24 protein-coding genes are annotated in these 23939 nt (G+C 71.8%); 7 read left to right on the top strand and 17 right to left on the bottom strand.

The window, feature by feature from the left end; genetic code table 11:
- Genes AP234_RS04875 through AP234_RS35905 form a run of 3 tightly spaced genes read right to left on the bottom strand, consistent with a single transcriptional unit; the run spans position 1 to position 2605 of the window.
- Positions 1 to 822 (bottom strand): class II fructose-bisphosphate aldolase, encoded by an 822-nt coding sequence (locus AP234_RS04875; RefSeq protein WP_055478347.1) that lies wholly within the window; start codon positions 820 to 822, stop codon positions 1 to 3.
- Entirely contained in the window at positions 795 to 1730 is a 936-nt protein-coding gene (locus AP234_RS04870; RefSeq protein ID WP_055478346.1) for a 1-phosphofructokinase family hexose kinase, read from the bottom strand. The genes AP234_RS04875 and AP234_RS04870 overlap by 28 nt, the downstream gene beginning before the upstream one ends.
- Positions 1727 to 2605, bottom strand: a complete 879-nt coding sequence (locus AP234_RS35905; RefSeq protein WP_055478345.1) for an SIS domain-containing protein — start codon at positions 2603 to 2605, stop codon at positions 1727 to 1729. The genes AP234_RS04870 and AP234_RS35905 overlap by 4 nt, the downstream gene beginning before the upstream one ends.
- Positions 2606 to 2712: 107 nt before the next feature.
- Here AP234_RS35905 and AP234_RS04860 point away from each other — a divergent pair, with 107 nt between their 5' ends.
- Positions 2713 to 3498: a DeoR/GlpR family DNA-binding transcription regulator gene (locus tag AP234_RS04860; RefSeq protein WP_055478344.1), complete on the top strand. Its 786-nt coding sequence runs from the start codon at positions 2713 to 2715 to the stop codon at positions 3496 to 3498.
- 22 nt (positions 3499 to 3520) lie between these two features.
- Here AP234_RS04860 and AP234_RS04855 read toward each other — a convergent pair whose 3' ends face one another.
- The 9 genes from AP234_RS04855 to AP234_RS04815 form a co-directional block, all read right to left on the bottom strand.
- The gene (locus AP234_RS04855) at positions 3521 to 4405 is read right to left on the bottom strand and encodes a ribokinase (RefSeq protein WP_055478343.1); all 885 of its coding nucleotides are present in this window, start codon (positions 4403 to 4405) and stop codon (positions 3521 to 3523) included.
- Between the two features lie 27 nt (positions 4406 to 4432).
- Positions 4433 to 5800: an ADP-ribosylglycohydrolase family protein gene (locus AP234_RS04850; RefSeq protein WP_055478342.1), complete on the bottom strand. Its 1368-nt coding sequence runs from the start codon at positions 5798 to 5800 to the stop codon at positions 4433 to 4435.
- Complete coding sequence (locus AP234_RS04845) at positions 5797 to 6933, bottom strand: ADP-ribosylglycohydrolase family protein (protein WP_055478341.1); 1137 nt, start codon at positions 6931 to 6933, stop codon at positions 5797 to 5799. The genes AP234_RS04850 and AP234_RS04845 overlap by 4 nt, the downstream gene beginning before the upstream one ends.
- A gap of 29 nt (positions 6934 to 6962) precedes the next feature.
- Entirely contained in the window at positions 6963 to 7904 is a 942-nt protein-coding gene (locus tag AP234_RS04840; RefSeq protein WP_055478340.1) for an ADP-ribosylglycohydrolase family protein, read from the bottom strand.
- Between the two features lie 75 nt (positions 7905 to 7979).
- Positions 7980 to 9023 carry an ADP-ribosylglycohydrolase family protein gene (locus AP234_RS04835; RefSeq protein WP_055478339.1) on the bottom strand — a complete coding sequence of 348 codons (1044 nt, stop codon included), beginning with the start codon at positions 9021 to 9023 and terminating at the stop codon, positions 7980 to 7982.
- A 69-nt stretch (positions 9024 to 9092) separates the two neighbouring features.
- Positions 9093 to 10400, bottom strand: coding sequence for an ABC transporter substrate-binding protein (locus tag AP234_RS04830; RefSeq protein ID WP_055478338.1), 1308 nt, complete (start codon positions 10398 to 10400; stop codon positions 9093 to 9095).
- Positions 10401 to 10419: 19 nt separating this feature from the next.
- On the bottom strand, positions 10420 to 11238 hold the full coding sequence (locus AP234_RS04825) for a carbohydrate ABC transporter permease (RefSeq protein WP_055478337.1): 819 nt from the start codon (positions 11236 to 11238) through the stop codon (positions 10420 to 10422).
- Position 11239: 1 nt separating this feature from the next.
- Complete coding sequence (locus tag AP234_RS04820) at positions 11240 to 12172, bottom strand: carbohydrate ABC transporter permease (protein WP_055478336.1); 933 nt, start codon at positions 12170 to 12172, stop codon at positions 11240 to 11242.
- Complete coding sequence (locus AP234_RS04815; protein ID WP_055478335.1) at positions 12169 to 13176, bottom strand: LacI family DNA-binding transcriptional regulator; 1008 nt, start codon at positions 13174 to 13176, stop codon at positions 12169 to 12171. The genes AP234_RS04820 and AP234_RS04815 overlap by 4 nt, the downstream gene beginning before the upstream one ends.
- Positions 13177 to 13660: 484 nt before the next feature.
- Between AP234_RS04815 and AP234_RS04810 the strand changes: the two genes are divergently transcribed.
- The 3 genes from AP234_RS04810 to AP234_RS04800 all read left to right on the top strand — a co-directional run bounded on the left by AP234_RS04810 (position 13661) and on the right by AP234_RS04800 (position 16777).
- On the top strand, positions 13661 to 14935 hold the full coding sequence (locus AP234_RS04810; RefSeq protein WP_055478334.1) for an extracellular solute-binding protein: 1275 nt from the start codon (positions 13661 to 13663) through the stop codon (positions 14933 to 14935).
- Positions 14936 to 15023: 88 nt separating this feature from the next.
- The gene (locus AP234_RS04805) at positions 15024 to 15932 is read left to right on the top strand and encodes a carbohydrate ABC transporter permease (RefSeq protein ID WP_055478333.1); all 909 of its coding nucleotides are present in this window, start codon (positions 15024 to 15026) and stop codon (positions 15930 to 15932) included.
- Complete coding sequence (locus tag AP234_RS04800) at positions 15929 to 16777, top strand: carbohydrate ABC transporter permease (protein ID WP_055478332.1); 849 nt, start codon at positions 15929 to 15931, stop codon at positions 16775 to 16777. Before AP234_RS04805 ends, AP234_RS04800 begins: the two co-directional genes overlap by 4 nt.
- Here the strand turns inward: AP234_RS04800 and AP234_RS04795 are convergent.
- A complete protein-coding gene (locus tag AP234_RS04795; protein ID WP_055478331.1) occupies positions 16770 to 18335 on the bottom strand; it encodes an N-acyl-D-amino-acid deacylase family protein in 1566 nt (521 codons plus the stop codon). The two genes, AP234_RS04800 and AP234_RS04795, sit on opposite strands and share 8 nt — an antisense overlap.
- Positions 18336 to 18406: 71 nt before the next feature.
- On the opposite strand from AP234_RS04795, the gene AP234_RS04790 reads away from it, so the two are divergent.
- On the top strand, positions 18407 to 18814 hold the full coding sequence (locus AP234_RS04790; RefSeq protein WP_055478330.1) for a RidA family protein: 408 nt from the start codon (positions 18407 to 18409) through the stop codon (positions 18812 to 18814).
- 116 nt (positions 18815 to 18930) lie between these two features.
- The gene (locus AP234_RS04785) at positions 18931 to 19671 is read left to right on the top strand and encodes a lytic polysaccharide monooxygenase (protein ID WP_055478329.1); all 741 of its coding nucleotides are present in this window, start codon (positions 18931 to 18933) and stop codon (positions 19669 to 19671) included.
- 73 nt (positions 19672 to 19744) lie between these two features.
- Here AP234_RS04785 and AP234_RS04780 read toward each other — a convergent pair whose 3' ends face one another.
- Both AP234_RS04780 and AP234_RS04775 read right to left on the bottom strand, forming a co-directional pair.
- Positions 19745 to 20662: a D-alanyl-D-alanine carboxypeptidase family protein gene (locus AP234_RS04780; protein ID WP_431998104.1), complete on the bottom strand. Its 918-nt coding sequence runs from the start codon at positions 20660 to 20662 to the stop codon at positions 19745 to 19747.
- Between the two features lie 362 nt (positions 20663 to 21024).
- The gene (locus tag AP234_RS04775) at positions 21025 to 21402 is read right to left on the bottom strand and encodes a hypothetical protein (protein ID WP_152990252.1); all 378 of its coding nucleotides are present in this window, start codon (positions 21400 to 21402) and stop codon (positions 21025 to 21027) included.
- Positions 21403 to 21753: 351 nt separating this feature from the next.
- Between AP234_RS04775 and AP234_RS04770 the strand changes: the two genes are divergently transcribed.
- On the top strand, positions 21754 to 22092 hold the full coding sequence (locus AP234_RS04770; protein WP_083501794.1) for a hypothetical protein: 339 nt from the start codon (positions 21754 to 21756) through the stop codon (positions 22090 to 22092).
- Positions 22093 to 22114: 22 nt separating this feature from the next.
- On the opposite strand, the gene AP234_RS04765 is transcribed toward AP234_RS04770, so the two are convergent.
- The gene (locus tag AP234_RS04765) at positions 22115 to 22408 is read right to left on the bottom strand and encodes a hypothetical protein (protein WP_055478326.1); all 294 of its coding nucleotides are present in this window, start codon (positions 22406 to 22408) and stop codon (positions 22115 to 22117) included.
- Positions 22408 to 23901, bottom strand: a complete 1494-nt coding sequence (locus AP234_RS04760; RefSeq protein ID WP_055478325.1) for a molybdopterin-dependent oxidoreductase — start codon at positions 23899 to 23901, stop codon at positions 22408 to 22410. The genes AP234_RS04765 and AP234_RS04760 overlap by 1 nt, the downstream gene beginning before the upstream one ends.
- Positions 23902 to 23939 lie beyond the last annotated feature (38 nt).

Raw genomic sequence — 23939 nt, 5'->3', positions numbered from 1 at the left:
TCACGGCGACCCCACCGTGGTGAGGAGGTGGGCGGCGGCATCGGCCATGGCGTCCCGGGCGGCGGCGAGGCGGGGGCGGGGGTCCGCGCCCGGGTGACGGGAGCCGTCGACCGCCGCGGTGAACGCGACGTTCAGCGCCGTACCGATATTGATCTTCTTCATGCCCGCGGCGACGGCCCGGCGCAGCTCGTCGTCGGGGACGCCGGAGGAGCCGTGCAGCACCAGCGGCACCGCGACCGCCTCGCGCAGCGCCGCGATCAGCCCGTGGTCGAGCCGCGCCTCCCGGCTGGTCATCGCATGGGAGCTGCCCACGGCGACCGCGAGGGCGTCGACCCCGGTCGCGGCCACGAACGCGGCGGCCTCACCCGGGTCGGTGCGCACGCCCGGCGCGTGCGCGCCTTCCTTGCCGCCCACCTCGCCGAGCTCGGCCTCCAGCCACAGCCCGCGTCCGTGCGCCCACTCCGCCGCCGCCCGGGTCCTGGCCACGTTGAGCTCGTACGGCGCACGCGACGCGTCGTACATGACCGAGCCGAATCCGGCGTCGGCCGCCTCGCGCAGCAGTCCGTCGTCGGTGACGTGGTCGAGGTGGAGCGCGACGGGCACCGACGCGTCGGCGGCGAGGGCCCCGGCGGCGACGGCGATCGGCCGCAGCCGGCCGAGGCGGAACCGCACCGCGTTCTCGCTGACCTGCAGGATCACCGGGATACCGGTCCGCTCTGCGGCCAGCACGATGGCCTCGGCGTGCTCCAGGGTGATGACGTTGAAGGCGCACACCCCGGCGGGGGCGGCGTCGATCATCGAGGCTGTCGTGACGAGCGGCATGAGATCTCCTGCGAGAACGCGCGGTAGGCGGCGAGGTCGACGTCCCCGGCGACGGGGACGAGCACGGCGGCGGCGGACAGGGCGACGGCGTCGGCGAGCGCGACCGGCCAGTCGACCGGGGTCTCGCCGCACAGTGCCCGGGCCAGCGCGGCGGCCGCCGCGTCCCCGGCGCCGGTGGGGTTGCCCGCCAGGGCCCGGGGCGGGCGCACCGACCAGGTGCCGCCGGAGGTGACGCCCAGCAGACCGTCGGCGCCTCGGGAGACCACCACGGCGCTCGTCCCGGATGCGGCGTCGAGCAGCGACCGCGCGGCCTCGGTCACCGGGCCGGGACCGGCCACGCGGGCCAGTTCGGCCGTGTTCGGTTTGACGACGTCGGGCCCGGCGGCCAGCCCGAGCCGCAGCGGCTCGCCGTCCGCGTCGAGCAGGACGCGGACGCCGCGGGCGCGGGCGTCGGCCGTGAGGAGGGCGTACGCGTCCGCGGGGACGCCGGGCGGCAGGCTGCCCGACAGCACGACCACCTCGGCCTCGGCGCACAGCGCGCGGAACAGTTCGCGGAACCCGTGCCATTCCTCGGCCGTGACGACCGGCCCGGGCTCGTTGAACATCGTGGCATCGCCGGACGCGACGATCGCGACGGTCCGGCGGGAGTCACCCGCGATCGGGGCGAACCGGGCCGGAATGCCCGCGGCTGCGAGCTCCGCGGTGATCTCGGCTCCGGCCGGGCCCCCGGCGAGGCCGGTGGCGAGGACCCGGTCATGGCCGAGCGCGGTGAGCACGCGAGCGACGTTCACGCCTTTTCCGCCGGCGCGCTCGTGGACGGCGTTCGCCCGGTGCGTGCCGCCCGGCACCAGCTCCGCCACCTCGTAGGTCACGTCGAGCGCCGCGTTGAGGGTGACCGTGAGGATCACGTCGAACCGAGGATCACGGACCGGGTGAGGTTGCGCGGGCGGTCCGGATCGAGGCCGCGCGAGCGGGCCAGCTCCACGGCCAGGCGCTGGGCCCGCACCAGGTCGGCGAGCGGGTCGAGGACGGCCACGGTGGTCGCGGCCCCGGTACGGACCACCTGGTCGAGCAGCCCGTCGGCGCCGCCGAAGAACCAGACCAGGCCGCCCTCGTCGGCGATGCTGATCGGACCGTGGCGATATTCCAAGGCGGGGTAGGACTCCGACCAGGCCAGCGCGGCCTCGCGCAGCTTGAGCGCGGCCTCGGCGGCGACGCCGTTGCTCCAGCCGCTGCCGAGGAAGGTGAACTGGCGGCGGGAGAGGGCCTGGTCGGGCAGGTCGGCGGCGAGCGCCCGCTCGGCCTGCTCGGGCAGGTCGGCGGGGGCCTCGCCGAGATGGGCGCGGAGCATCGCCAGGCAGCTCGTCGCGAAGCGGGTCTGCACCACCGAGCGCTCGTCGGCGAAGTCCAGTGTGATCAGGGTGCCGGCCAGGTCGGCGACGGGGGTGACGGGATCCGCCGTGATCGCGACCGTGGGTCTCCCGTCGTCGACGGCGCCCAGCGCGTCGAGGATCTCGCTGGTGGTTCCGGAGCGGGTGATCGCCACGATCCGGTCGTAGCGGCGGGCGGGCAGCTCGGAGGCGGCCCAGGCGTCGGTCTCGCCCTGCCCCGTGGCCTCGCGCAGCGCGGCGTACGCCTGGGCCATGTAGAGCGAGGTCCCGCAGCCGATCACGGCCACGCGCTCACCGGGCAGGGGCAGGCCATCGGGGGCGCCCGCCCCGAGATCCAGCGCCCTGCGCCAGCACTCGGGCTGGCTGGCGATCTCCTCCTGAACGTGTGTCAACGGACGCCTCCTTGATGTGCATTTCTGCTCATAAGATGCCACTAACAGTCAAATATGCGCAAGACGCGGGTTGGCTACGCTTTGGGGCGAACCGCTGAGAGGAACCCATGACGAGCCACGAACGGTGGAACGCGCTGCTCGCGATCCTCGCGAGGGACGGCAAGGTCGAGGTCGAGCCCGTCGCCGCGGAGCTGGGCGTGTCGGCCGCCACCATCAGGCGCGACCTCGACCACCTGAGCCGCCAGCAGATGCTCACCCGCACCCGCGGCGGTGCGGTGGTCAACGCGATCTCCTATGACCTGCCGCTGCAGTACAAGGCGGCGCGCAACGCCCCGGAGAAGCACCGGATCGCGGCGGCCGCCGCCGCGCTCGTCCCGCCGGGCTCGATCGTCGGGCTGAACGGCGGGACCACCACCACCGAGGTCGCCAGGACCCTGGCGAGCCGCGCCGACCCCGGCCCGCCCAGCGGAGAGCCCGGCCTCACCGTGGTGACGAACGCGCTCAACATCGCGAACGAGCTCGTCGTGCGGGGGCACGTCAAGCTGGTGGTCACCGGAGGGGTCGCGCTGCCCGCCTCCTACGAGCTGATCGGCCCGCTGGCCGACGGCGTGCTGCAGGGGATCACGCTCGACTACGCGATCCTCGGCGTGGACGCGCTCGACCCGGAGCGCGGGGCGTTCGCGCATCACGAGGGCGAGGCGGGCATCAACCGGCTGATGGCGGCCCAGGCCCGGCACGTCATCGTGGTGACCGACTCCACCAAGCTGGGCACGCGGGCGTTCGCCCGGATCTGCTCGTGTGACGCGATCGACACCCTGGTCACCGACCGCGGCGCCGCTCCGGACCTCGTCAAGGCGTTCACCCAGGCGGGCATGGACGTCATCGAGGCCTGACCGCCGCACCGCCGCGCTCGGCTCACCCGTGGGAGCCGAGCATCCGGTCGATCTCCGGCCGGTGCGGCATCGAGGTGCTCGCGCCACGGCGCCCCACCGACAGCGCGGCGGCGGCCGTGGCGAACCGCAGCGCCGACGCCGGCTCCCGCCCCTCCGCCCGGGCGACGGCCAGGGCCCCGGCGAAGGTGTCCCCGGCCGCCGTGGTGTCCACCACCGGCACCGGCAGCGCGGGCACCCGCAGCCGCAGCCCGTCGCGGGAGCCGTACAGGACGCCACGGACGCCCAGGGTGATCACCACCTCGGGCACCCGCTCCAGCAGGGCGGCCAGCGCGCTCTCCGGGTCGGCGGCTCCGGTGAGCGCGACGGCCTCGTGCTCGTTGGGAACGACCAGGTCGACCGCGTCGAGCAGGTCATCCGGCAGCTCCCGTGCGGGCGCCGGGGTGAGCACGACGGGGACCCGCGCGGCCCGGGCCGCCGCCGTCACCGCCTCAAGCGGCAGTTCGAGCTGCAGCAGCAGCGCGTCGGAGCGGGCGATGACCGCCAGGTCGGCCGGGTCGGGGCCGGTCACCGTGCCGTTCGCGCCGGGCACCACGATGATCGAGTTGCCGCCGGCGTCGTCCACCACGATGTGCGCGATGCCGGACGGCCCGGGGACGGTGCGCAGCCGTGCCACGTCGACCCCGGAATCGGTCAGCGCCCGCCGCAGCTCGGGGCCGAACGCGTCGTCTCCGACCGCGCCGAGGAACGCCACCCGGGCACCCGCCCGGGCCGCGGCTATCGCCTGGTTGGCCCCCTTCCCCCCGGGAACCGAGCGGAAGTCCCGCCCCGTCACGGTCTCGCCGCGCTTGGGCGCCGTCGGCACGTACGCCACCAGGTCCATGTTGGCGCTGCCGAACACCGAGATCATGCTTCCTCCTCCGCTCCCGTCAGCCCGTCAGCCCGTCAGCGCGACCGTGCGCCGGGCGAGCTCGTCCAGCCCGATCCCGTCGAACCCGGCCAGGCTGCTGGCCAGCCGGCTCCGCCGCGTCGTCCATTGGCGGGGGACGCCGCCGTTCAGCGCGCCCACGATCGACCCGACCGTGGCCCCGGCCGAGTCGGTGTCCCACCCCCCGGCCACGGCGGCCGCGATCGAGGTGGTGAAGTCGCCCCGGCCGTGCACCACGGCGGCCGCGATCAGCGCCGCGTTGTTGATCGTGTGCACCCAGTGGAGGGCGCCGTGGCCGCGGTCGCCGTGCCGTTCGTACAGCCGGTCCACGACCCGCTCGAAGTCCGGTTCTTCCCGGGCGTCGGCCACGGCCGTCCGTACGGCACGGGCCAGCCGCGACTCGGGCGGCACCACCGCGAGACCCGCCTCGATCACCTCGTCGACGCACGACGCGGTCATGGCCCTGGCGCACATCGCGGCGGCGAACATCGCCCCGTAGATCCCGTTCGCGGTGTGGCTGAGCCGGGCGTCCCTGTGGGCGAACTCCGCCGCCGCGGCCGGATCGCCCGGGTTGGCCCAGCCGTACACGTCGACCCTGATCAGGGCGCCGATCCACTCGCGGAACGGGTTGCGGTACGTCGCGGTCTCCGGCGGCTCGATCCCGGCGAGCAGGTTGCGGTAGGCCACCCGCTCGGCGGTGAACACCCGCCCGCCGGGCAGCTCGTCCAGCCAGAGCCGGGCGACGTCGTCGGTCGTGAAGCCGCGCCCGCACCGCTCCAGGAGGGACAGCGCGAGCAGCGGGAAGTTGAGGTCGTCGTCCTCGGGGATCCCGTCGATGTTCTCGGCGAGACTGGTCGCGGCGCTGCGCCGGTTCCACGGCCAGTGGGCGGCCACGTCGGCAGGCAGGCCGATCGCGGTGAACCAGCCGCGGATGGGCCAGTTGCCCGTGGCCTCGGCGATCTCCCTGATGCCCGCGCGCGGGATCTTCTCCACCGGCTTGCCGAGCACGCACCCGGCGGCCCGGCCCAGCCAGGCGCCGAGCACCCGGTCCGGGTCCGCGCCTCCCCTCCCGGGGCGGGAGGACGGCCACGACGGGCAGGCCGCCACGATCTCGTCGAGCGACGACGGCTCGGGCAGCGGCGACGGGATCGCGGCGAGCTCGTCGAGCACCTGCCCGGCGAGGCGGCGCAGCTCCGGCGGGGCGGGCTCGGGTGAGGCACCCGCCCGGGGCGGCGCGCCGGGCCCGCCGGCTCTGCGCCAGCGTTCGGCGATCGCCGTCACCTCCTTGCGATGCCGGTCGTAGCGGCCGTCCTCGGCGGCCTGCCGCAGCTCGTGGCCGACCAGGTCCTCCGGCTGCACCCAGGTGAGCCTGATCATCGGATCAGCTCCGCGAAGGCGGCCTCGTGCGCCCGGCGGCGCGTCAGGTCGGCCTCGTGGATCTTACGGGCCACCCCGGCGAGCGCGAGGCCGGGGGCCACCAGGTCCAGGCGGCTGGCGGCGGAGACGTCGGCCAGCCAGTCCGGCGGCACAGCGGACAGTCCGGCGAGCGCCCCGGCGAGCGCGCCGCCCATCGACGCGATCGAGTCGGCGTCCCTGCCGTAGTTCACCGCGCCGAGCACGGTCTCCCGATAGTCGCCCCCCGCGATCACCAGGAAGGCCAGCGCGAGCGGCAGCTCCTCGATGCTGTGCAGCCGGCTCGGCCGTCGCGCCCCCAGCCCCTGGTCGCGGTAGGTGTCGGCCACCGTGTCGTACGGGCGGACCGCCTCGCGCAGCCGTACGAACGAGCCGTCCCAGTGGCCGATCCCGCGCGCGGCCTCGCACACCGCCTCGATGGCGGCCCGCGTCCCGTCCCTGGCCAGGCGCAGGCAGGCCGCGACCACCGAGTCGGGTGTCGCGCCCGGCCGCATCGCCTCGGCCACGGCGGCGGCCAGCACCCCGGCCGCCTCCCGTCCGTAGCTCGACTGGTGCGCCCCCGCCAGGTCGACGGCCTCGGCGTACGCCCCGGCCGGATCGCCCGCGTTGACCACGCCGACCGGGGCCATGTACATCGCGGCCCCGCAGTTGACGATGTTGCCGACGCCCGCCTCACGCGGGTCGACGTGACCGTAGTGCAGCCGCAGCACCAGCCACTTCTCGGCGAGGAACACCCGGTGCAGCGGGAGCGCCTCGGCCTCCAGCTCGGGGATCCACCGCTTCTCGCCCATCATCTCGGGCACCAGGTGCTCGGCCGCGTCGTAGGCGGTGAGGTGATCGCCCGCCCGCTCGTACACCCGGATCAGCGCGTGCGTCATCAGGGTGTCGTCGGTGACGTGACCGTCGCCCTTGTGGTAGGGCGCGATCGGCCGGGCGTTGCGCCAGTCGGCGTGGTAGGGGGGCACGATCCCGTCGACGCGGCCGCCGTAGCGCGCCCGGATCTGCTCGGGGGTCCAGCCCTCGGTCGCGCCGCCGAGTGCGTCCCCGACCGCCGCGCCCGCGACGCAGCCCGCGGCCCTGTCCTCCAGCGGCGTCATGCCGCTCCTCACACGGATTCCCCCGGACGTCATGCCAGTCCCTTCGCGATGTCCAATAGGTCGACCCCGGCCAGCTCCGGCAGGCAGCAGCCGAGCAACGTGCGTGCCGCCGCGCTCCATCCCCGGGGCAGCGCGGCATGGCCGCTGAACGCGCCGGTCAGCGCCCCGGTGAGGGCCGGGGCCGAGTCGGCGGCCGGCGACAGGCACGCGGCGGCGGATACCGCGGCGGGCAGCGTCCCGCCGGACACCTCCGCGAGTGCCAGGGCCGCGGGCACGGTCTGCGCCGCTGCGACGCCGTAGCTGTAGACGTGGTCGAACAGCACCGCGTCCAGCGCCGGGACCGCGGCGAAGGGATCTCCCGCGCGGCGGGCGGCCGCCAGCGCGGCCCGTGCGGCGTGCCCGATCGCGGTGTCGTCCGGCAGCTCGGCCAGCGCGGCGGCGACGGCCGCCGTCATCGGGGCTCCCCCCACCAGCGCCGCCACCGCCGCGGCCATCGCCCGCGCCCCGAGCACGCCGTCACCGGCGTTGGTGACCTGCGCGTCCCGCGTCGGGTCGAGCCCGGCCGCGCCGAACGCGACGGCACGTACGGCTGCCGCGTCGTCGAAGAAGTGCGGGTTGTCGTGCCCGCTCGCGGGTGGAGGCCGGCCGCCGGCGAGGTTGTCGAGCGCGGTGCGCACCGAGATCCGGGCCCGCAGGTCGTCGCGGCCGGCGAGGCGGCCGAACGCCTCGGCCCGGTCCTCGTGGAGCGTCGAGGCCGTCCAGGCGAGCCATTCCGCGTCGTCGGACGGGCCGAGCGCCAGCGGCCGCACCGGCTGGTTGAGCGTGAACGGCACCGGCAGCGTGGTGACCCGGTGCTCCTCGGCGAACCCGTCGAGCTCCCGGTGCAGACGCCTGCTCCACGGCGCGAGGACACCGGAGCGGTGCCGTGCCGACGGCCAGCCCGCCGCGTCGCCGATCGCGAGCCCGATCATCGCGCCCGCGATCCGGTCGCCTCGACCATCTCGACGGTCCCGGCGATCAGGGCCGATCTCCCCCGATGACATCTCTCAGGTCCCTTCCACCGGTTCCAGTGCCCTTTCGACCAGTTCGTCGGCGACGTCGAGGACGTGCCTGCCCGCCACACCCGGCAGGCACGCCCCGGCGACCGGGCCGATCTCGGCGGCCCAGCGGTCGGGCACGCCGTCATCGCCGCGCCCCGCCCCCGCGAGGGCGCCGGCGATGGCCGCCGTCGTGTCGGCGTCCCTGCCGAGGTTCGCCGCCACGACCACGGACTCCTCGACGTCGCCGCCGCCCGTCAGGTACGCGGCGAAGGCCAGCGCCACCGCCTCCGGCGCGAGGTCGGTCCACGGGTAGTGCCGTGCCACCACGGCCTCGTGCAGCTCACGGGAGAGCGCCTCGTGCGGATCGCCGATGACGGCGGGCCTGCGGGGGTTCAGCGCCGCGACGTCCGCCCCGTGGGCCGCGACGACGGCGACGGCCGCACGGAGGTTCCTCGCGGTCCAGCTGTCCTCCGGCACGGCGGCGAGGGCGGCGGCCACGACCGTGCTCGGCTCGGCCCCGGTCATCGCGACGGCGACGGCCGCCGCGACCGCCCGGCCGCCCCAGATCCCCTCGCCGCTGTGGCTCACCGCGCCGTCCACCGCGACCAGCCGGGCCGCCTCCTCCGGCTCGCCGGCCGCGAAGATCCCGTACGGCGCCGCCCGCATGGCCAGCCCGTCCGACCAGCCGTGCGGATGCCACCGCCCCGTCATCGGCGGCGCCAGACCCCGGCGCAGCGCCTGGACGGTGCCCAGCTCGGAGAACCCGGCGCCGCGCATCGGTCCCTCGATCTTGGCGACGATCTCCTCCCGCCAGGCCCGGGCGACGTCGTCACCGGTGAGGGCGCGACCGTACCTGACGAGCAGCGAGGCCGCGAAGATCGCGTATTCGGTGTCGTCGGTGCCGCCCCGGCCGGGTTCGATCTCGGTCAGGCGGCCCCAGCGGCGGGCGATCTCCTCGGGCGGCAGGTTCTCCGCCGGCCGGCCCAGGGCGTCCCCGACCGCGAGGCCGAGCAGGCAGCCCCGCGCCCGCTCGGCGTACTCCTCGCTCATCGTCTCTCCCTTCCCCGGGAAACCCGTGGTCTCGTGTCCGTCCGCGGCCGCGGTGCGCGCACCCCGGCGTCAGCGGGCGTACCGCTCCAGCACCTTGTCGCCCTCCTCGACCAGCCTCCGGGCGGCGTCATCGAGGCTGATCTTGTCTGCGAAGTACTCCTGCAGGGTGGGGGTGGCCACCTTGCTCTTCCACTCGTCGAAGCCGTTCACCTTGAGGTAGGGCGCGACGACGAGGTTCCCGGCCGAGGCGGTCGCCACGTCCCAGCCGTTCTCCTCGGTGGTCATCGACGGGTCGCCGGCTGCGGCCCTGCTGGTCGGCAGCAGCCAGTCGCCCCTGGCCAGCTTGGCCTGGTTGGGGCCGTTGAGGAAGAAGGAGATGAACTTCACCGCCTCGTCGGGGTGCCTGCCGTCCGCCGGGACCGACAGGGTCTGCGAGGTCGCGCCCTGCTCGGAGGTGGTGCCCTTCAGCGGCGGAAGCGTGATCCACTCGAAGCCGTCGGGAGCCTGCTCGACGACCTGCTGGCGGAGGTAGACGCCGGCGGGCAGCAGGGCGTACTTGCCCGCGTAGAACCCGGGCAGCGGGTCGGCGGTGCCCATGCCGAGCGCGGAGGGGTCGGCCGTCTTGTCCCTGTAGAGCTGGTCGTGGATGCGCTGGAGCACCTCGCGCTCCTGCGGGCCGACCTTCACCGTGGTCTTGCCGCCCTCGTTCGAGAAGAACGTCCCGCCGAAGTTGAGCGCGAGGTTGAGCACCTTGTTCACCGGGGACTTCATCGGCCAGGCCACGCCGTACGTGCCGTCCTTGGTGAGCTTCTTGCTGATCTCGGCGAACTCGTCCCAGGTCCACGGGTCGGCGGGGGTGGGGATGCGCACCTTCGCCGCGTCGAGCAGCTTCTTGTTGGCGATGACGACCTGCGACTCCTGCAGGAACGGCACGCCGTAGACGCCGGTGCCGCCCCTGCCGTCGTCGAAGGTGACGGTGTCCCAGGCCGCCTGCGGGATGTCGTTCTTCAGCTCGGCGGGCAGCCTGCCCGACAGGTCGAGCAGATAGCCGCGCGAGGCGAACCCGGCCAGCGCCGGCGAGTCGTCGTGGATGACGTCCGGCGGGTCGCCGGCCTCGAACGACGTGACGAGCTGATCGTTGACGTTGTCCCAGCTGCCCTGGACGTATTCGACCTGGATGTCGGGGTTGGCGGTGTTCCACTCGTCCACGAGCTGCTTGTTGGCGGAGATCGACTCCTTCTGCCAGGCGAGGCTGAGGAACTTCAGCGTGACCGGCTCGCCGGGCGCGGCGCCGCCGTCTCCGCCTCCGCCGCCGCAACCGGCGATCAGCGCTGCGACGGCCGTCGCCGCCGCCGCGAGAGCGGTTCTCCTGCGCATATGACTCTCCAATCGGGGGCTATCCCTTGACGGCGCCGGCCATGAGCCCGGACTTCAGCCGCCGCTGGATCGCGGCGAAGAACACCAGACTCGGGATGGTCGCCAGCAGCGAGGCCGCGGCGAGCGGGCCGAGCCGTACGACCCCCTCGGCGCCGGTGAACTTGACCAGCGTGAGCGGCAGGGTCGCGATGTCCGGGTCCTTGAGTACGACCAGGGCGAACAGGAACTCGTTCCAGGACGAGATGAAGGCGAAGAGCAGCGTGGCCACCACGCCGGGCGCGAGCAGCGGCGCGACGATCTTGACGATCGAGGTCGCCTTCGCCGCGCCGTCGACCGCGGCCGCCTCCTCCAGCTCCCGCGGGACCGCCCGCACGTACCCCTGGAGCATCCAGAGCGCGAACGGCAGCGTGAACGTCACGTGCACGAAGGTCAGGCCCGGCAGGGTGTTCACCAGGTCGAAGCGCCGCAGCACCATGAACAGCGGGATGATGATCAGGATGACCGGGAAGACCTGGCTGACCAGCACCCAGCCGATCGCGATCCTGTTGACCGCGCCCCGGTGCCTGGCCAGCGCGTACGCCGCCGGCAGCGCGAGCACCACGGTGATCACCGCGCTGGCCGTCGCGACGACCAGGCTGCGCAGCGCGCTGCCGACCAGGTCCTGCTCGGCGAACGCGTCGGCGAAGTTGGCGAGCGTCGGGCGGCGCGGCAGCCACGCCGGGTCCAGCGAGGCCATCTCCTGCGGCGTCTTCAGCGCGGTCGACAGCAGCCAGATCAGCGGGAACGCCAGGAAGACCAGGTAGCCGAGCAGGGCGAGGTACGACAGGGCACGCCGCATGTCAGTTCGCCTCCCGCATCTGGCGCCACAGGTAGAGGCCGAGCACGGCCAGCACGACGATCACGATCGCCACACCGAGCGTGGACGCGTAGCCGAAGAAGCCGAATCGGAAGGCCTCCTCGTAGGCGAACAGCATCGGCAGGCGGGTCCGTCCGCCGGGGCCGCCCTGGGTGAGCACGTAGACCAGGCCGAACTGGTTGATGTTCCACACGAAGTCGAGCGAGGTGATCGCCACGATCACCGGGCGGAGCTGGGGCAGCGTGATGTTCCAGAAACGCCGCCAGGTGCCGGCCCCGTCGACCTGGCCGGCCTCGTACAGCTCTCGCGGCACGTTCTGCAGGCCCGCCAGCAGCACGACCGTGGTCTGCGGCATGCCGGTCCAGACCCCGACCACGATCACCGCGGGCAGTGCGATGGCGAAGTCGTTGAGCCAGTCGACGTTGTGGCCGAGCAGCCCGACGTCCCGGAGCACGGCGTTGAGGATGCCGGCGTTCGGGTGGTAGACCAGCCGCCACATGAGGCCGATGACGACCGGCGGCATGGCCCACGGCACCAGGGCGAGCACCCGGGCGAGGCCGCGCAGCCGCAGGTCCCGGTCGAGCAGCAGCGCCAGGCCGAGGGAGGCGAGGAACTGCAGCACGGTGACGGAGATCCCCCAGATCATGCCGATCCGGAACGAGGTCCAGAAGTCGCCGTCGGTGAGCAGGTCGCCGAAGTTCGCCAGGCCGACGAACGAGGTCTCGGCGTTCCGGCCGGACCTGGCGTCGGTGAACGCGAGGAAGATGCCGTAGAGCAGCGGTCCGACGCTGAACACCAGCACCGGGACCAGCGCGGGCAGCATGAGCAGGAACAGCTCCCGTCCGCCGCCGCGGCGCGGCGTACGGCGCGGGCGGCGCGGCGGGGCCGGGGCGTACGCGCCGGCGGCCGCGGTCACGGCCCGCCCTCGGTCGAGGCGCGGGTGACCAGGCGGGGCGGGACCATGACGACCCGCGGCGGCCGTTCGCGGTCCCGCAGCCGGTCGAGCAGCAACTCGGCCGCCGCCCGGCCGCGCTCGGCCGAGCCGAGACAGACGCTGGTGAGCGCCGGCCAGGCCACCGCCGCCAGGTCCGTGTCGTCCATGCCGACCACCGCCACGTCGGCGGGAATCCGCCGTCCGGCCCGGCGCAGCACGTCGTAGGCGCCGAGCGCGATCAGGTCGTTGGCGCACATCAGCGCGTCGACGTCCCCGGCCCGCCGGAGCAGGCGCGCCGCTGCCGCCGCCCCGTCGGTACGGTAGAAGTCGCCGATCTCGACCAGATCCTCGTCGTACGGCAGGCCGAGCGCGTGCAGGGCATCGCGGTAGGCGGCGAGGCGCGCGGCTCCCGGCACCGTGTCGAGCGGGCCGTCGACGAAGCCGATCCGGCGGCGGCCCAGCGCGTACAGATGGTCGAGCGCCAGCCGCACGCCGGTCCCCGAGTCGGCGCGGACGTTGTCGACGGGAGTGCCCTCCGGCACCGAACCGATGATCACGACCGGCGCCCGCGCGGCCGTGATCGCCTTCAGGTGATCGTCGGTGACCCGCAGCGGACTCATGATCATCCCGTCCGCGTAGCGCTCGCCGAGGCTGCGCAGCACGTCGATCTCCTCCGCGACGTCGGCGTCGGTCGAGTGCAGCACGAGCCGGTATCCGGCGGCCTTCAGCACCGGCTGGATCTGGCGGATCATCGCCACGTACACCGGGTTGCCGATGTCGGCCATCGCGAACGCCACCTGGAGCGTGCGGCGTGACTTCAGCGATCTGGCCACGGCGTTGGGCACGTATCCCAGCTCGTCGGCGGCCGCGAGCACCCGCCGCACGGTCTCCTCGCGCGTCGGCAGGCCGTTGAGCACCCGCGACACCGAGGCGATCGACACCCCGGCGCGCTCGGCGATCGTAGTGATCGTCGGCCCTTCGGCCACGGCCCACCTCCTGTCCGTCGATTCTGTAAACGTTTACGGACGGTTGGAGGGCCGGACTGCTGTAAACGTTTACGGGAGTGGCTCCCATGAAAGCGGCAGGGGACGCCGCACGTCAAGTCACGACCACATAACGGAGATGCCCGGCGGGCACGACCCCCCGGGGACGCCCGCCCGCGCCACGTTGCCACTGCCACTCGGTCGACGTACGCTCAAAATCGCGCGAAATAGGGTAATTTTGCGCAGTATCGCGCAGACCATCGCCGATTCGGCGCACTCCGGCTCCGGCCAAGCCCCCGGCTCCCGCCCGGCTGGTATAGACCGGTGATCCAGGACCGACACCCTCTCGTTGTAAATCCGATATTCGCCGGTATAGACCGGCCGGTTACCTCGTGTTTACCCTGGCTTTCGATAGTGCGGATCAGAGGTCTGGCCGTCATCTGTCACCGGGCCGGTACAGACCAGTCGATTTCGAGGTGGTTATCAGATGAGCAAGAGGATCGCCGGCGCGGCCACGATCGGCCTGGCGGCCGTACTGGCCCTGTCCGCCTGCGGGTCGGGGAGTGACGGCAACGGCGGCGGCGATGGCGGCGACAAGGCCGCGGGCGGCCCGGTCACCCTGAAGATGGTCGCGGCCGACTACGGCGACGGCCCGACGGCCGAGAACAGCGGGGACAAGTTCTGGAAGAGCGTCGTCGACGAGTTCCAGGCCGCCAACCCCGACATCAAGGTCGAGGTCCAGGTCATCAACTGGAACGACATCGACAAGCAGGTCGCCACGATGGTGCAGAACGGCCAGGTGCCGGACATCCTGCAGACGGGCGACTACTCCGGCTTCGTGCAGGACGGGCTGCTCCACAAGGTCGACGAGGTGCTCTCCCCGAACACCCAGTCCGACCTGCTGGAGAAGTTCGCCGAGTTCGGCAAGGTGGACGGCACGGCGTACGGCATCCCGTTCGTCTCCTCGGCCCGGGCGCTGTTCTACAACAAGGACCTGTTCGAGAAGGCCGGGATCGCCGAGCCGCCCAAGACCTGGGACGAGCTCAAGGCGGACGCGGAGAAGCTCAAGAAGGCGGGGGTCTCCCAGCCGTTCGGCCTGCCGCTCGGCCAGGAGGAGGCGCAGGCCGAGTCGTTCCTGTGGTTCATGGGCAACGGGGGCGGCTACAAGGACGACTCGGGCAAGTGGGCGATCGACTCGCCGCAGAACGTCGAGACGTTCACGTTCATCAAGGGACTGCACGACGCGGGCCTGACCACGCCGAACCCCGGCACCAAGGACCGTAAGACGGTCTGGGAGGACTTCGCCGCCGGCAAGGTCGGCATGGTCAACGGCGGCCCCATGTCCATCCCGATCTTCGAGAGCGGCGGCCTCACCAACTACGGGGTCACGGCCATCCCCGGTAAGAGCGGCCCGATGGACACCACCCTCGGCGTCGAAGACTGGATCATGGCCTTCAACAAGAACGGTCACCAGGAGCAGATCAGGAAGTTCTTTGACTTCTTCTACTCCTCCTCCGCCGTGCAGAAGATCAGCGACACCTACAAGCTCCTGCCGGTGACGAAGTCGGGCATCGAGAAGCTCTCCTCCGACGAGAAGCTCAAGCCGTTCCTCGACGCCCTGCCGAACGCCACGTTCTACCCGTTCACCGACCCCAAGTGGTCCGAGGTGAACACCGCGATCAAGCAGACGATCGGCAGCGCCGTCAGCGGTGACCCCGCCAAGGTGCTGGGCGAGATCCAGAAGATCGCCGAGGGCAGCTGACCCACCGGTACGGCTCGCGCCGGGGAACCCGATCCCGGACAAGGCGCGGGCCGTACCCCTTTCTTCCCGAAGCAGGAAGCAGGAATCAATGCAGCAGATGCCCGCCCTCAAACGGGTGGCCCGCAAGCTGGAACCCCTCGCCTGGATCGGTCCGGCGATGGTGCTGATCGCCGTCGTGGTCGTCTGGCCGGTCATCGAGATGATCCGGTCGTCGTTCCTGAAGATCAGCCGGTTCGGCGTCGTACAGGGCTCCAACGGCACCGGCAACTACGCCAAGCTGTTCGACGAGGCCGACTTCGGCGGGGTGATGATCCGCAGCGTGATCTGGGTGGTGGCCGTCGTCGCTCTCACGGTCCTGATCTCGCTCGGCCTCGCCCAGCTGTTCAACCAGCGCTTCCCCGGCCGCCGGGTCACGCGCTGGGCGCTGATCGCGCCGTGGGCCGCGTCGGTGGTCATGACGTCGATCATGTTCAAGTGGATGCTCGACCCCGAGGTCGGCCTGATCAACATGATCCGCCGGGACCTCGGGCTGATCGACGCGCTCGGCGGGGCCGACGCCGACCCGCTCGGCGCCGCGTCGACCGCGATGCCGTGGCTGATCGCGGTGGCCGTGTTCGTCTCGGTGCCGTTCACGACGTACGCGCTGCTCGCCGGGCTGGCGACGATCCCCGCCGAGGTGTACGAGGCGGCCAGGGTGGACGGTGCGAGCAGATGGCGCACCTACTGGTCGGTCACGCTGCCGCTGCTGCGGCCGGCGCTGACCGTGGCGGCCCTCATCAACGTGATGAACGTCTTCAACAACTTCCCGATCATCTGGGTGATGACGCACGGCCAGCCGGGCTATTCGACCGCCACGTCCACGATCTTCATGTTCATCCTCAAGGGCTCCGACATCGGTGAGTCCGCCGCGATGTCCGTGGTCAACTTCGGCATGGTGATCGTACTCGTGGCGATCTTCCTGAAGGTCACCAACTGGAAGACCGAGGTGCCCCGATGACCTCTCACAAGGCCCCTCGGCGTATGCCCAATCCGGCGCCGCTCAAGAAGGTGCTGATCGCGGCCGGCGCGTACGTGATCGCGATCATCTTCATCTTCCCCTACCTGCAGATGATCATCGCCGCGCTGCGGCCCAGGGAGGAGCAGCGCGAGGCCCTCTACCTGCCGAGCTCGTTCCACTGGAGCGCCTTCACCGAGTTCTGGTCCGGCGGCCTGGCCGGCAACCTGCTGGTCACCCTGGAGGTGGCGGCCGGCTCGACGATCCTGGTGCTGCTGGTCGCCCTGCCCGCCGCCTACTACTCGGCCCGGCACAACTTCCGCGGCCGCATGGTGTTCCTGTTCCTGGTGCTGATCACCCAGATGTTCCAGCCCACCGCGATGCTGGTCGGCATCTACCGGGAGTTCGCCCAGTTCGGGATGGTCGACTCGGTCTGGTCCCTGATCCTCGTCAACGGCGGTTTCAACCTGGCCTTCGCCGTGTGGATCCTGCACGCCTACTTCGCCTCGATCCCGCGCGAGCTGGAGGAGGCCGCCGCCATGGACGGCTCCGGCAGGTTCGGCGTCCTGTTCCGGGTCACCCTGCCGCTCGCGATGCCGGGTGTCGTCACGGCGCTGATCTTCACGTTCATCGCGGCGTGGAACGAGTTCGTGGTCGCCCTGACCCTGACCACCACGCCGGAGAACCAGCCGCTGACCGTGGCGCTCAACTCCTACATCGGCCAGTACCAGGTCGACTGGCAGAGCCTGTTCGCCGGCTCGGTGATCGCCACGATCCCGGTCATCATCCTCTTCGCGCTGATCGAGCGGAAGGTCGTCTCCGGACTCACCGCCGGATCCATCAAATAGCGGCGGTGCCCGTGCTCGTACGGCGCAGCGCCCTACCGGGCAGCGCGCCGGTGTGGCGGCCGTCCCCGATGACCGGGACGCCGCCCACGAGCACGTGGGAGATCCCCTCCGCCTGGCGGCGGGGATCGTCGAACGTGGCGGTGTCGCGCACCGACTCCGGGTCGAACAGCACCAGGTCGGCATGGTAGCCGACCCGGATCAGCCCCCGGTCCCGCAGGCCGAGCCGCCGGGCCGGCCGGCCGGTGAGGTGCGCGACGCACTCGGGGAGGCTGAGCACGCCCAGCTCCCTGACGTACCTGGCGAGATAGCGGGGGAAGGCGCCCCACGCCCGGGGATGCGGTCTGGCCCCCGCCAGCAGCCCGTCGCTGCCGCCGGTGTGCGCGGGATGCCGCATGATCGTCTGGACGTTCTCCTCGTCACCGACGAACTGCACGATCGTGATCCCGAGCTCGTCGTCGATCAGCAGGCGGCGGAAGTCCTCGAAGTCGGCCACGCCCGTGCCCACCCGGCCGGCCAGCGCCGCCGAGCGGGCGCCGGAGATCCGCAGCGTGTCCCACTCGACCGGCACCCCGTGGCAGCCGTCGGAGCCCTCGACCTCCATGACGTGCCGGATGCGTGCGCAGGCCGCGGGATCGCGCAGCCGCTCCAGCGTGGCGCCGGGCCCGCCCGCCGACGCCCAGCTCGGCAGCAGCGCGGCCAGCGTGGTCGAGCCGGGCAGGTACGGATAGCTGTCCAGCGTGATGTCGCAGCCGTCCGCGATGGCGTCGTCGAGCAGGCCGAGCAGCTCGCCCGCCCGTCCCCTGTTGACCTTGAAGTTCATCGTCGCGTGGGCCAGATGCAGCGGGCAGCCGGAGCGGCGCGACACCTCGATCATCTCCGCGTACGCCTCCAGCGCGCCCCTCCCGTACGACCGGTGGTGCGTCGCGTGGAACCCGCCGTAGGCGGCGACCACCCCGCACAGCTCGGCCAGCTCGCCGGTTTTCGCGTACATGCCGGGGGTGTAGGTGAGGCCGGTGGACATGCCGACGGCGCCGTCGGCCATGGCCTGCGCGATCACCCGCTTCTGCCCGGCCAGCTCGGCGTCCGTCGCCGGCCGGTCCTCCCAGCCCACGACCAGCGCCCGCACCGTGCCCTGGGGGACGAGATAGCAGGCGTTCACCGCGATGCCCTCGTCCAGCCGGTCGAGGTACTCCCCCACCGTCCGCCAGCTCCAGTCGAAGCCGCCGGGGTCGCCGTTCCACCCGGCGAGCTGGCGGCGCAGCCGCCCGAGCGTCGCCTCGTCCGCCGGGGCGTACGACAGCCCGTCCTGGCCGAGCACCTCACAGGTCACGCCCTGGCTCACCTTGGCCAGGTGGTCGGGCTCGGTCAGCAGCGCCAGGTCGGAGTGCGCGTGCATGTCGATGAAGCCCGGCGCGAGGACCAGCCCGGCCGCGTCGATCACCGCCCCGCCGCCCGTGGCGGCGCCGATCTCGCTGATGCGGCCGTCCCGTACGGCCACGTCGGCGACGTACGGCCCGGCCCCGGTCCCGTCGACGACGGTGGCGTTCTTGAAGATCATCCCAGGCTCATCGGATCAGGTGCGTATCATGCGGCACGGCATCCCGCACGACGTTACGAAGGAATGATGACATGTCGGAGAAGCAGGCGATTCTGACCGATGGTGCTCCCGCCCCGGCCTGGGTGTTCTCCCAGGGCGTGCGCAGGGGGCCGCTGCTGCAGGTGTCCGGCCAGGGACCGCAGGATCCGGCCACCGGGGAGTACGTGCACCCCGGCGACGTCAGGGCGCAGACCCGCAGGACGCTGGAGAACGTCAAGGCGATCCTCACCGCGGGCGGAGCGGGTGTCGAGGACGTCCTGATGTTCCGCGTCTACCTCACCAAACGGGAGGACTTCGCGCCCATGAACGAGGCGTACGGCGAGTTCGTCAGGGAGAACTGTCCCAGCGGCGTGCTGCCCTGCCGTACGACCGTGTTCGTGGGCCTGCCGCACGAGTCGATGCTCGTCGAGATCGACGCGCTCGCCGCCGTGGCCGGCTGACGCGTACGGCACCGCCCGCGCTGTTGACAAACCCTGGGCAAAGGTGATGACAGGTCTTTACTGTTAGGAAACTTTCCTTTATATTTGCTCCACCCCCCCAGCGGAAGGAGCAACACATGCGAAAGACGTTGACCTTCGTGTCGACGGCGACCCTCGCGATCGGAGCCGGCGTGTTCGTCGCCTCCCCGGCGATGGCGCACGGCTACGTGTCGTCACCGCTCAGCCGGCAGGCGCAGTGCGCCCAGGGCATCGTGCAGAACTGCGGCGCCATCGTCTGGGAGCCGCAGAGCGTCGAGGGCCCGAAGGGCCAGCTGAACTGCAACGCCGGCGACTCGCGGTGGGCCCCGCTCAACGACGACAGCAAGGCCTGGCGGCCCACGAGCGTGGGCAGCTCGGTGAGCTTCACCTGGACGTTCACCGCTCGCCACGCCACGAGCACGTGGGACTACTACATCGGCGGCAGCAAGATCGCGTCGTTCAGCGGCGGCGGCAAGCAGCCGGGCGCGACGGTCACGCACAACGTGAACCTCGGCGGCTACAGCGGCCGCCAGAAGGTCATCGCCGTCTGGAACGTCGCCGACACGCCCAACGCGTTCTACTCCTGCGTCGACCTGCAGATCGGCGGCGGCGGCACCCCCACGCCCACGCCGACCCCCACCCCGACCCCCACGCCGAGGCCCACCCCGACCCCGTCGCCGACCCAGACGGCGCCGGGCGGCAGCTGGGCCGCCGGCACCGCCTACACGCCGGGCGACCAGGTCACCTACGGCGGCGCCACCTACCGATGCCTGCAGGCGCACACCGCGCTCGCGGGCTGGGAGCCGCCGAACGTCCCGGCCCTGTGGCAGCGGGTCTGATCTGATGGACCGTCCTCGGCCATCCCGGCCGAGGACGACGACTCCGAGGACGACGACGGGGCGGGGCGCGCGGTCAGGCCGCCGCCTCGCCCTCCGTCCAGTCGTGCCGTTCCAGGCCGTCCTGCGCCCAGTCGAGCAGGGCGCGGGCGGTCTGGAAACGCCGGCCCGACTGCCTTTCCCCGAGGATGACGCCGATCAGCCGGTGGCCGTCGCGGTCGGCGGCGAAGGTCAGGCAGTAGCCCGCCGCCCGGGTGAACCCGGTCTTCAGGCCGATCACGCCCCGCCCGCCGGCCAGGCTGTTGGTGTTGGTCCAGGTGTAGGAGCGGTGATCGGCGGTCCTGGGGACGTGGTGGCGCCGGGTCGAGGTGATCTCCACCAGCCGCGGATCGCGCAGCGCGATCTCGGCGAGCCGCACCTGATCCCGTGCGGTGGACACGCCGCCCTGCCCGTGCGGCGTGGGCAGCCCGTCGGCGTTGAGATATCTCGTGTCCCGCAGCCCGAGCTCCCGGGCGGTGGCGTTCATCTTCGCCGTGAAGCCCTCGACGCCGGGGCCGTAGGTGCGGGCGAGCGCGTGGGCCGCGTCGGCGCCCGAGGGAAGCATCAGCGCGTACAGCAGATCTCCGACGGAAAGCCGGTCGCCGGGACGCAGGTACGCCACCGTGCCGTCGTTGGCCTCGGCATACCTGACATCCTTTCCGGTGATCTCGATCTCGTCGGCCGGATCCGCCTCGCGGAGCACGATGTAGGCGGTCATCACCTTGGTCAGGCTGGCCACCGGCATCCGCCGTCCGGCGTTGCCGTCGAGCAGGACGTCACCCGTCGTGGCGTCGACCAGATAGGCGGCACGCCCGTAGACGGCCGGTGGATCGTAGGCGGCCGGCGCGTTGTGGGCGACGGTCACGGTCCGGGTGTGTGCCGAGGGGTGCGCGACCACGGGCTGGGCGTGCGCGGGGGTCGCGACACCGGTGACTCCGGCGATTACCGCAAACACCCCGGCACATAGAGCAAGACCAACTTTTCCATCACGCATGACAGACAGATTGCCATGCGGTGAAAGCACTCTTAACGGAATGAACCGTCGCGAAGGGTAAAGAAATCTAAACGGTCCTTCCAACATGACGGAAGGAATTCCCCGGCGCCCCCATGGCCACTCCTCCTTCACCCGAGGCGCGATGGTCGGCCCGTCTCACGTCCATTCCGTACGGCACACCGGCCGGGGCGCCACCCGTGGCCGCCCGCCCACTCCCGCCGGTGCGCCCGCCGCGAAGGCGGACGTCGGCCGCGCCTTCGCATCCGCTGTCTCACGGCGGCGGGCGAGTGCGGGAGCGGGCCGCGGACGCACCGCGCGGTTCCTCAGATGCCATCACCCCCGGTGCCCTCGGCGGCAGCGGCCGCGCCCACTCCGGCGTCCGCGGCGCCCGCGGCACCCGCCTCCACTCCGACCCCGGCGTCCGCGGCGACATCCGCATCCGCGGCGGCACCTGCGCCGACAGCGGCACCGGCCGCGACGTCCGCGTCGGCGGCGACGCCGAGCCCCAGGCCGAGCGCGAGGTCCACGTCGAGACCGAGACCGAGGCCGAGACCGAGGTCGGCCGCGGCGCCGACGCCCGCCCCGACTCCGAGGCCGGCCGTCGCGTTCGCCGGTCCCGCGACCGCGGCATAGGCCGGCGCGGTGACGGCCAGTCCGGCGGCCGTCAGCAGGGCCAAGGACATCATCCGATAAGTGCGCATCGGCATTTCCCCCGTTTCGTCACTGTAGGTACTCCTTGGCTACTCTCCGTATCCGTACGGTGATGGGGTCAAACCCAACAGTCACAGAAGCCGTGAAATAGCGAAAACAGCCCCAGAGGGACGGGTAATTCGCACGGATGGTCCGATTTCTCATTCTTTTTCCGGCGGCCGTCCCACCGGACGCGGGGGGGTTCCTTGAATCTTCTTGACACACCCCACAACCCGACGCGACCGGGGTTTTCGCACGGCGACGGCACGGCATGTCGCGGCAGGCCTTGGTGTACGTTCGAAGTGCCCGCGGGACGATTTCCAGGCCGCCGGGCGGGGGCGTCACGGGGCGAGGTGGGTTGATTGAACGACGAGCTCGTGAACGGGGAACATCGGGTGGCCGGCGTCACCGCCGACCTCGACATGCTGTTCGGCGAGGTCGAGGCGCTGCGCGAGCTGGCCGGCGACCCGCAGGCGTCGGCGGACCAGGCGCGAGTCTACGACTTCAGCATCCGGTGGGGGACGTTGCTGGCGGGCCGGCTCCCGCGCCTGGAGCACTACTACCGGCACGGCGGTCTCACGCCGGAGGAGCGGGCACGCTATGACGCGCTGCGCGCCGCCCTGCGGGAGGCGCTGCCGGTGATGGAGCGGCTGGGCATCGCGCGTCCGACCATCCCGCTCGGCGGCACGGACGACCGGTGAGGCGGACGCGCGCTTTCACGGATCACGGGAACAGGAACTCGGGGCCGCGCAGCGTGATCCCGTTGTACGGGTCGGGGCACGCCGAATCGGCGCAGGTGAGCGCGACCATATAGGCGTCCAGCGGCTCGCTGCGGAACAGGAAGCCCAGATAGAGGGCGTCACCCACATGGAACCCCCCTGAGCCGCAGCCGGCGCAGGTCTTCCGGTCCCGGTGAATCCGCTCGCGGACCCGTTCTCGCTGCGCCTCGGTCAGCGTGATGAGCTCGGGACGGCGTACGACCTCGACGCCGCCCTCAATCAGATCTCCGCGTCCCATCAGATCTCCACGTCCTTGTCGAAGTAGGCGTTGTCCTCGCGCCATCCGCCCATCCCCATCCCGATCTTGGAGTAGTCGGCGACGAACTCGATCTGCTCGATCCACTTGGCCATCTTGAAGCCGACCTGGGTCTCCAGCCGCAGCCGCAGCGGGGCGCCGTGCTTGATCGGCAGCGGCTCGCCGTTCATCTCGTACGCGAGCAGGACCTGGGGGTAGTAGGCCAGTTCCAGGTCGATGACCTCGTAGAACTGCCCGCCCCCGACGCCCGGTGCGCTCGGTTCGTCCCGGCGGTTCTCCTGCATGGTCAGGAAGCAGATGTAGCGCGCCTCCGGCAGCGGCCTGACCAGCTCCACCAGGTCGCGCAGCGGCAGCCCGCCCCATTTGCCCACGCTCGACCAGCCCTGCACGCAGTTGTGCAGCACGCACTGGGTCTGCTTGCCGCGCAGCGCCCGGATGTCCGCCAGCGTGAGCGTGACCGGGTTCTCCACCAGCCCGCCGACCCGCAGCTCCCAGTTGGCGAAATCGTGCACCGCCATGATCTTGTACGCATCGCAGTCGGGCGGCTTGCCGTTCACCCGGTGCTGCGGGCTGATGGCGGAGACCGGGTAGTCCTGCCGGGACCGGCACGGACGCAGCAGCAGCCGCTTGACCACGCCGTTGAACGCGCCGAGCCTGCGCTGCACGGAACGCGGGCTCCGCAGGCTCCACACGGTGACGGCCACGTGCACCGCCACGATCGCCGCGATGATGGCCAGGGACAGCCAGAACGCGAGCGTCAGGTCCCGGGCCGATCCGAAGATCATGAGGGCGTTGAGACGCGGCCAGCCCCAGAACGTGATCATCATCAGATGCCCGGCCGTGAACACGACGAACGCGAGCAGACCGAGGTAGTGCAGACTGCGCGCGGCCTGCCGGCCACCCCACATCTGGACGAACCATGGGAAACGCGCCTCCAGTGCCGGCGCCTGCGCGAGCCCGGTCAGGATCTGGAACGGGGCGAGCACGAAGATCACCCCGGCGTACGTCAGTTTCTGCAGCGCGTCGAACGGCTGACCCGGCATCATCGGCGGCAGCTGGAACCTGTCGTAGGTGACCAAGTCGTGCCAGGCCGCCGGGAAGATGTCCCACGAGGTGGGCAGGTAGCGGCGCCACTGACCGGTGGCGAACAGCAGGATCACGTACGAGATGCCGAGCAGGAGCCAGCCGACCACGGTGAAGAAGTGCCAGTGCCGGCCTATCCCGATCTTCTTGTGGCCGGGCAGCGACACGATCGGCGAGTAGTCCTCCTCCTCGTCCAGTGTGTCGTACAGCTTGTCCTTCGGCATCGTCTTGCGGGTGAACCTCGCCCACTCGGTGCCCAGTCTGCTGTGATCGCGCCAGTAGAGCTTCGGGTGGGTGCCGAGGATCTCGATCCCGCTGCGGATGAGCAGGGTGACGAAGAGCACGTTCAGCCAGTGTTCGATCCGCAGCCATGCCGGAAAGTCGTTGTGCATCGCGGTGGTCCCCCGTCAGATCCATCTGATCGGCCGCA

The sequence above is a fragment of the Sphaerimonospora mesophila genome (assembly GCF_001417795.1).
Taxonomy (GTDB): Bacteria; Actinomycetota; Actinomycetes; order Streptosporangiales; family Streptosporangiaceae; genus Sphaerimonospora; species Sphaerimonospora mesophila.
This window is presented reverse-complemented; position numbering and strand designations above follow the sequence as displayed.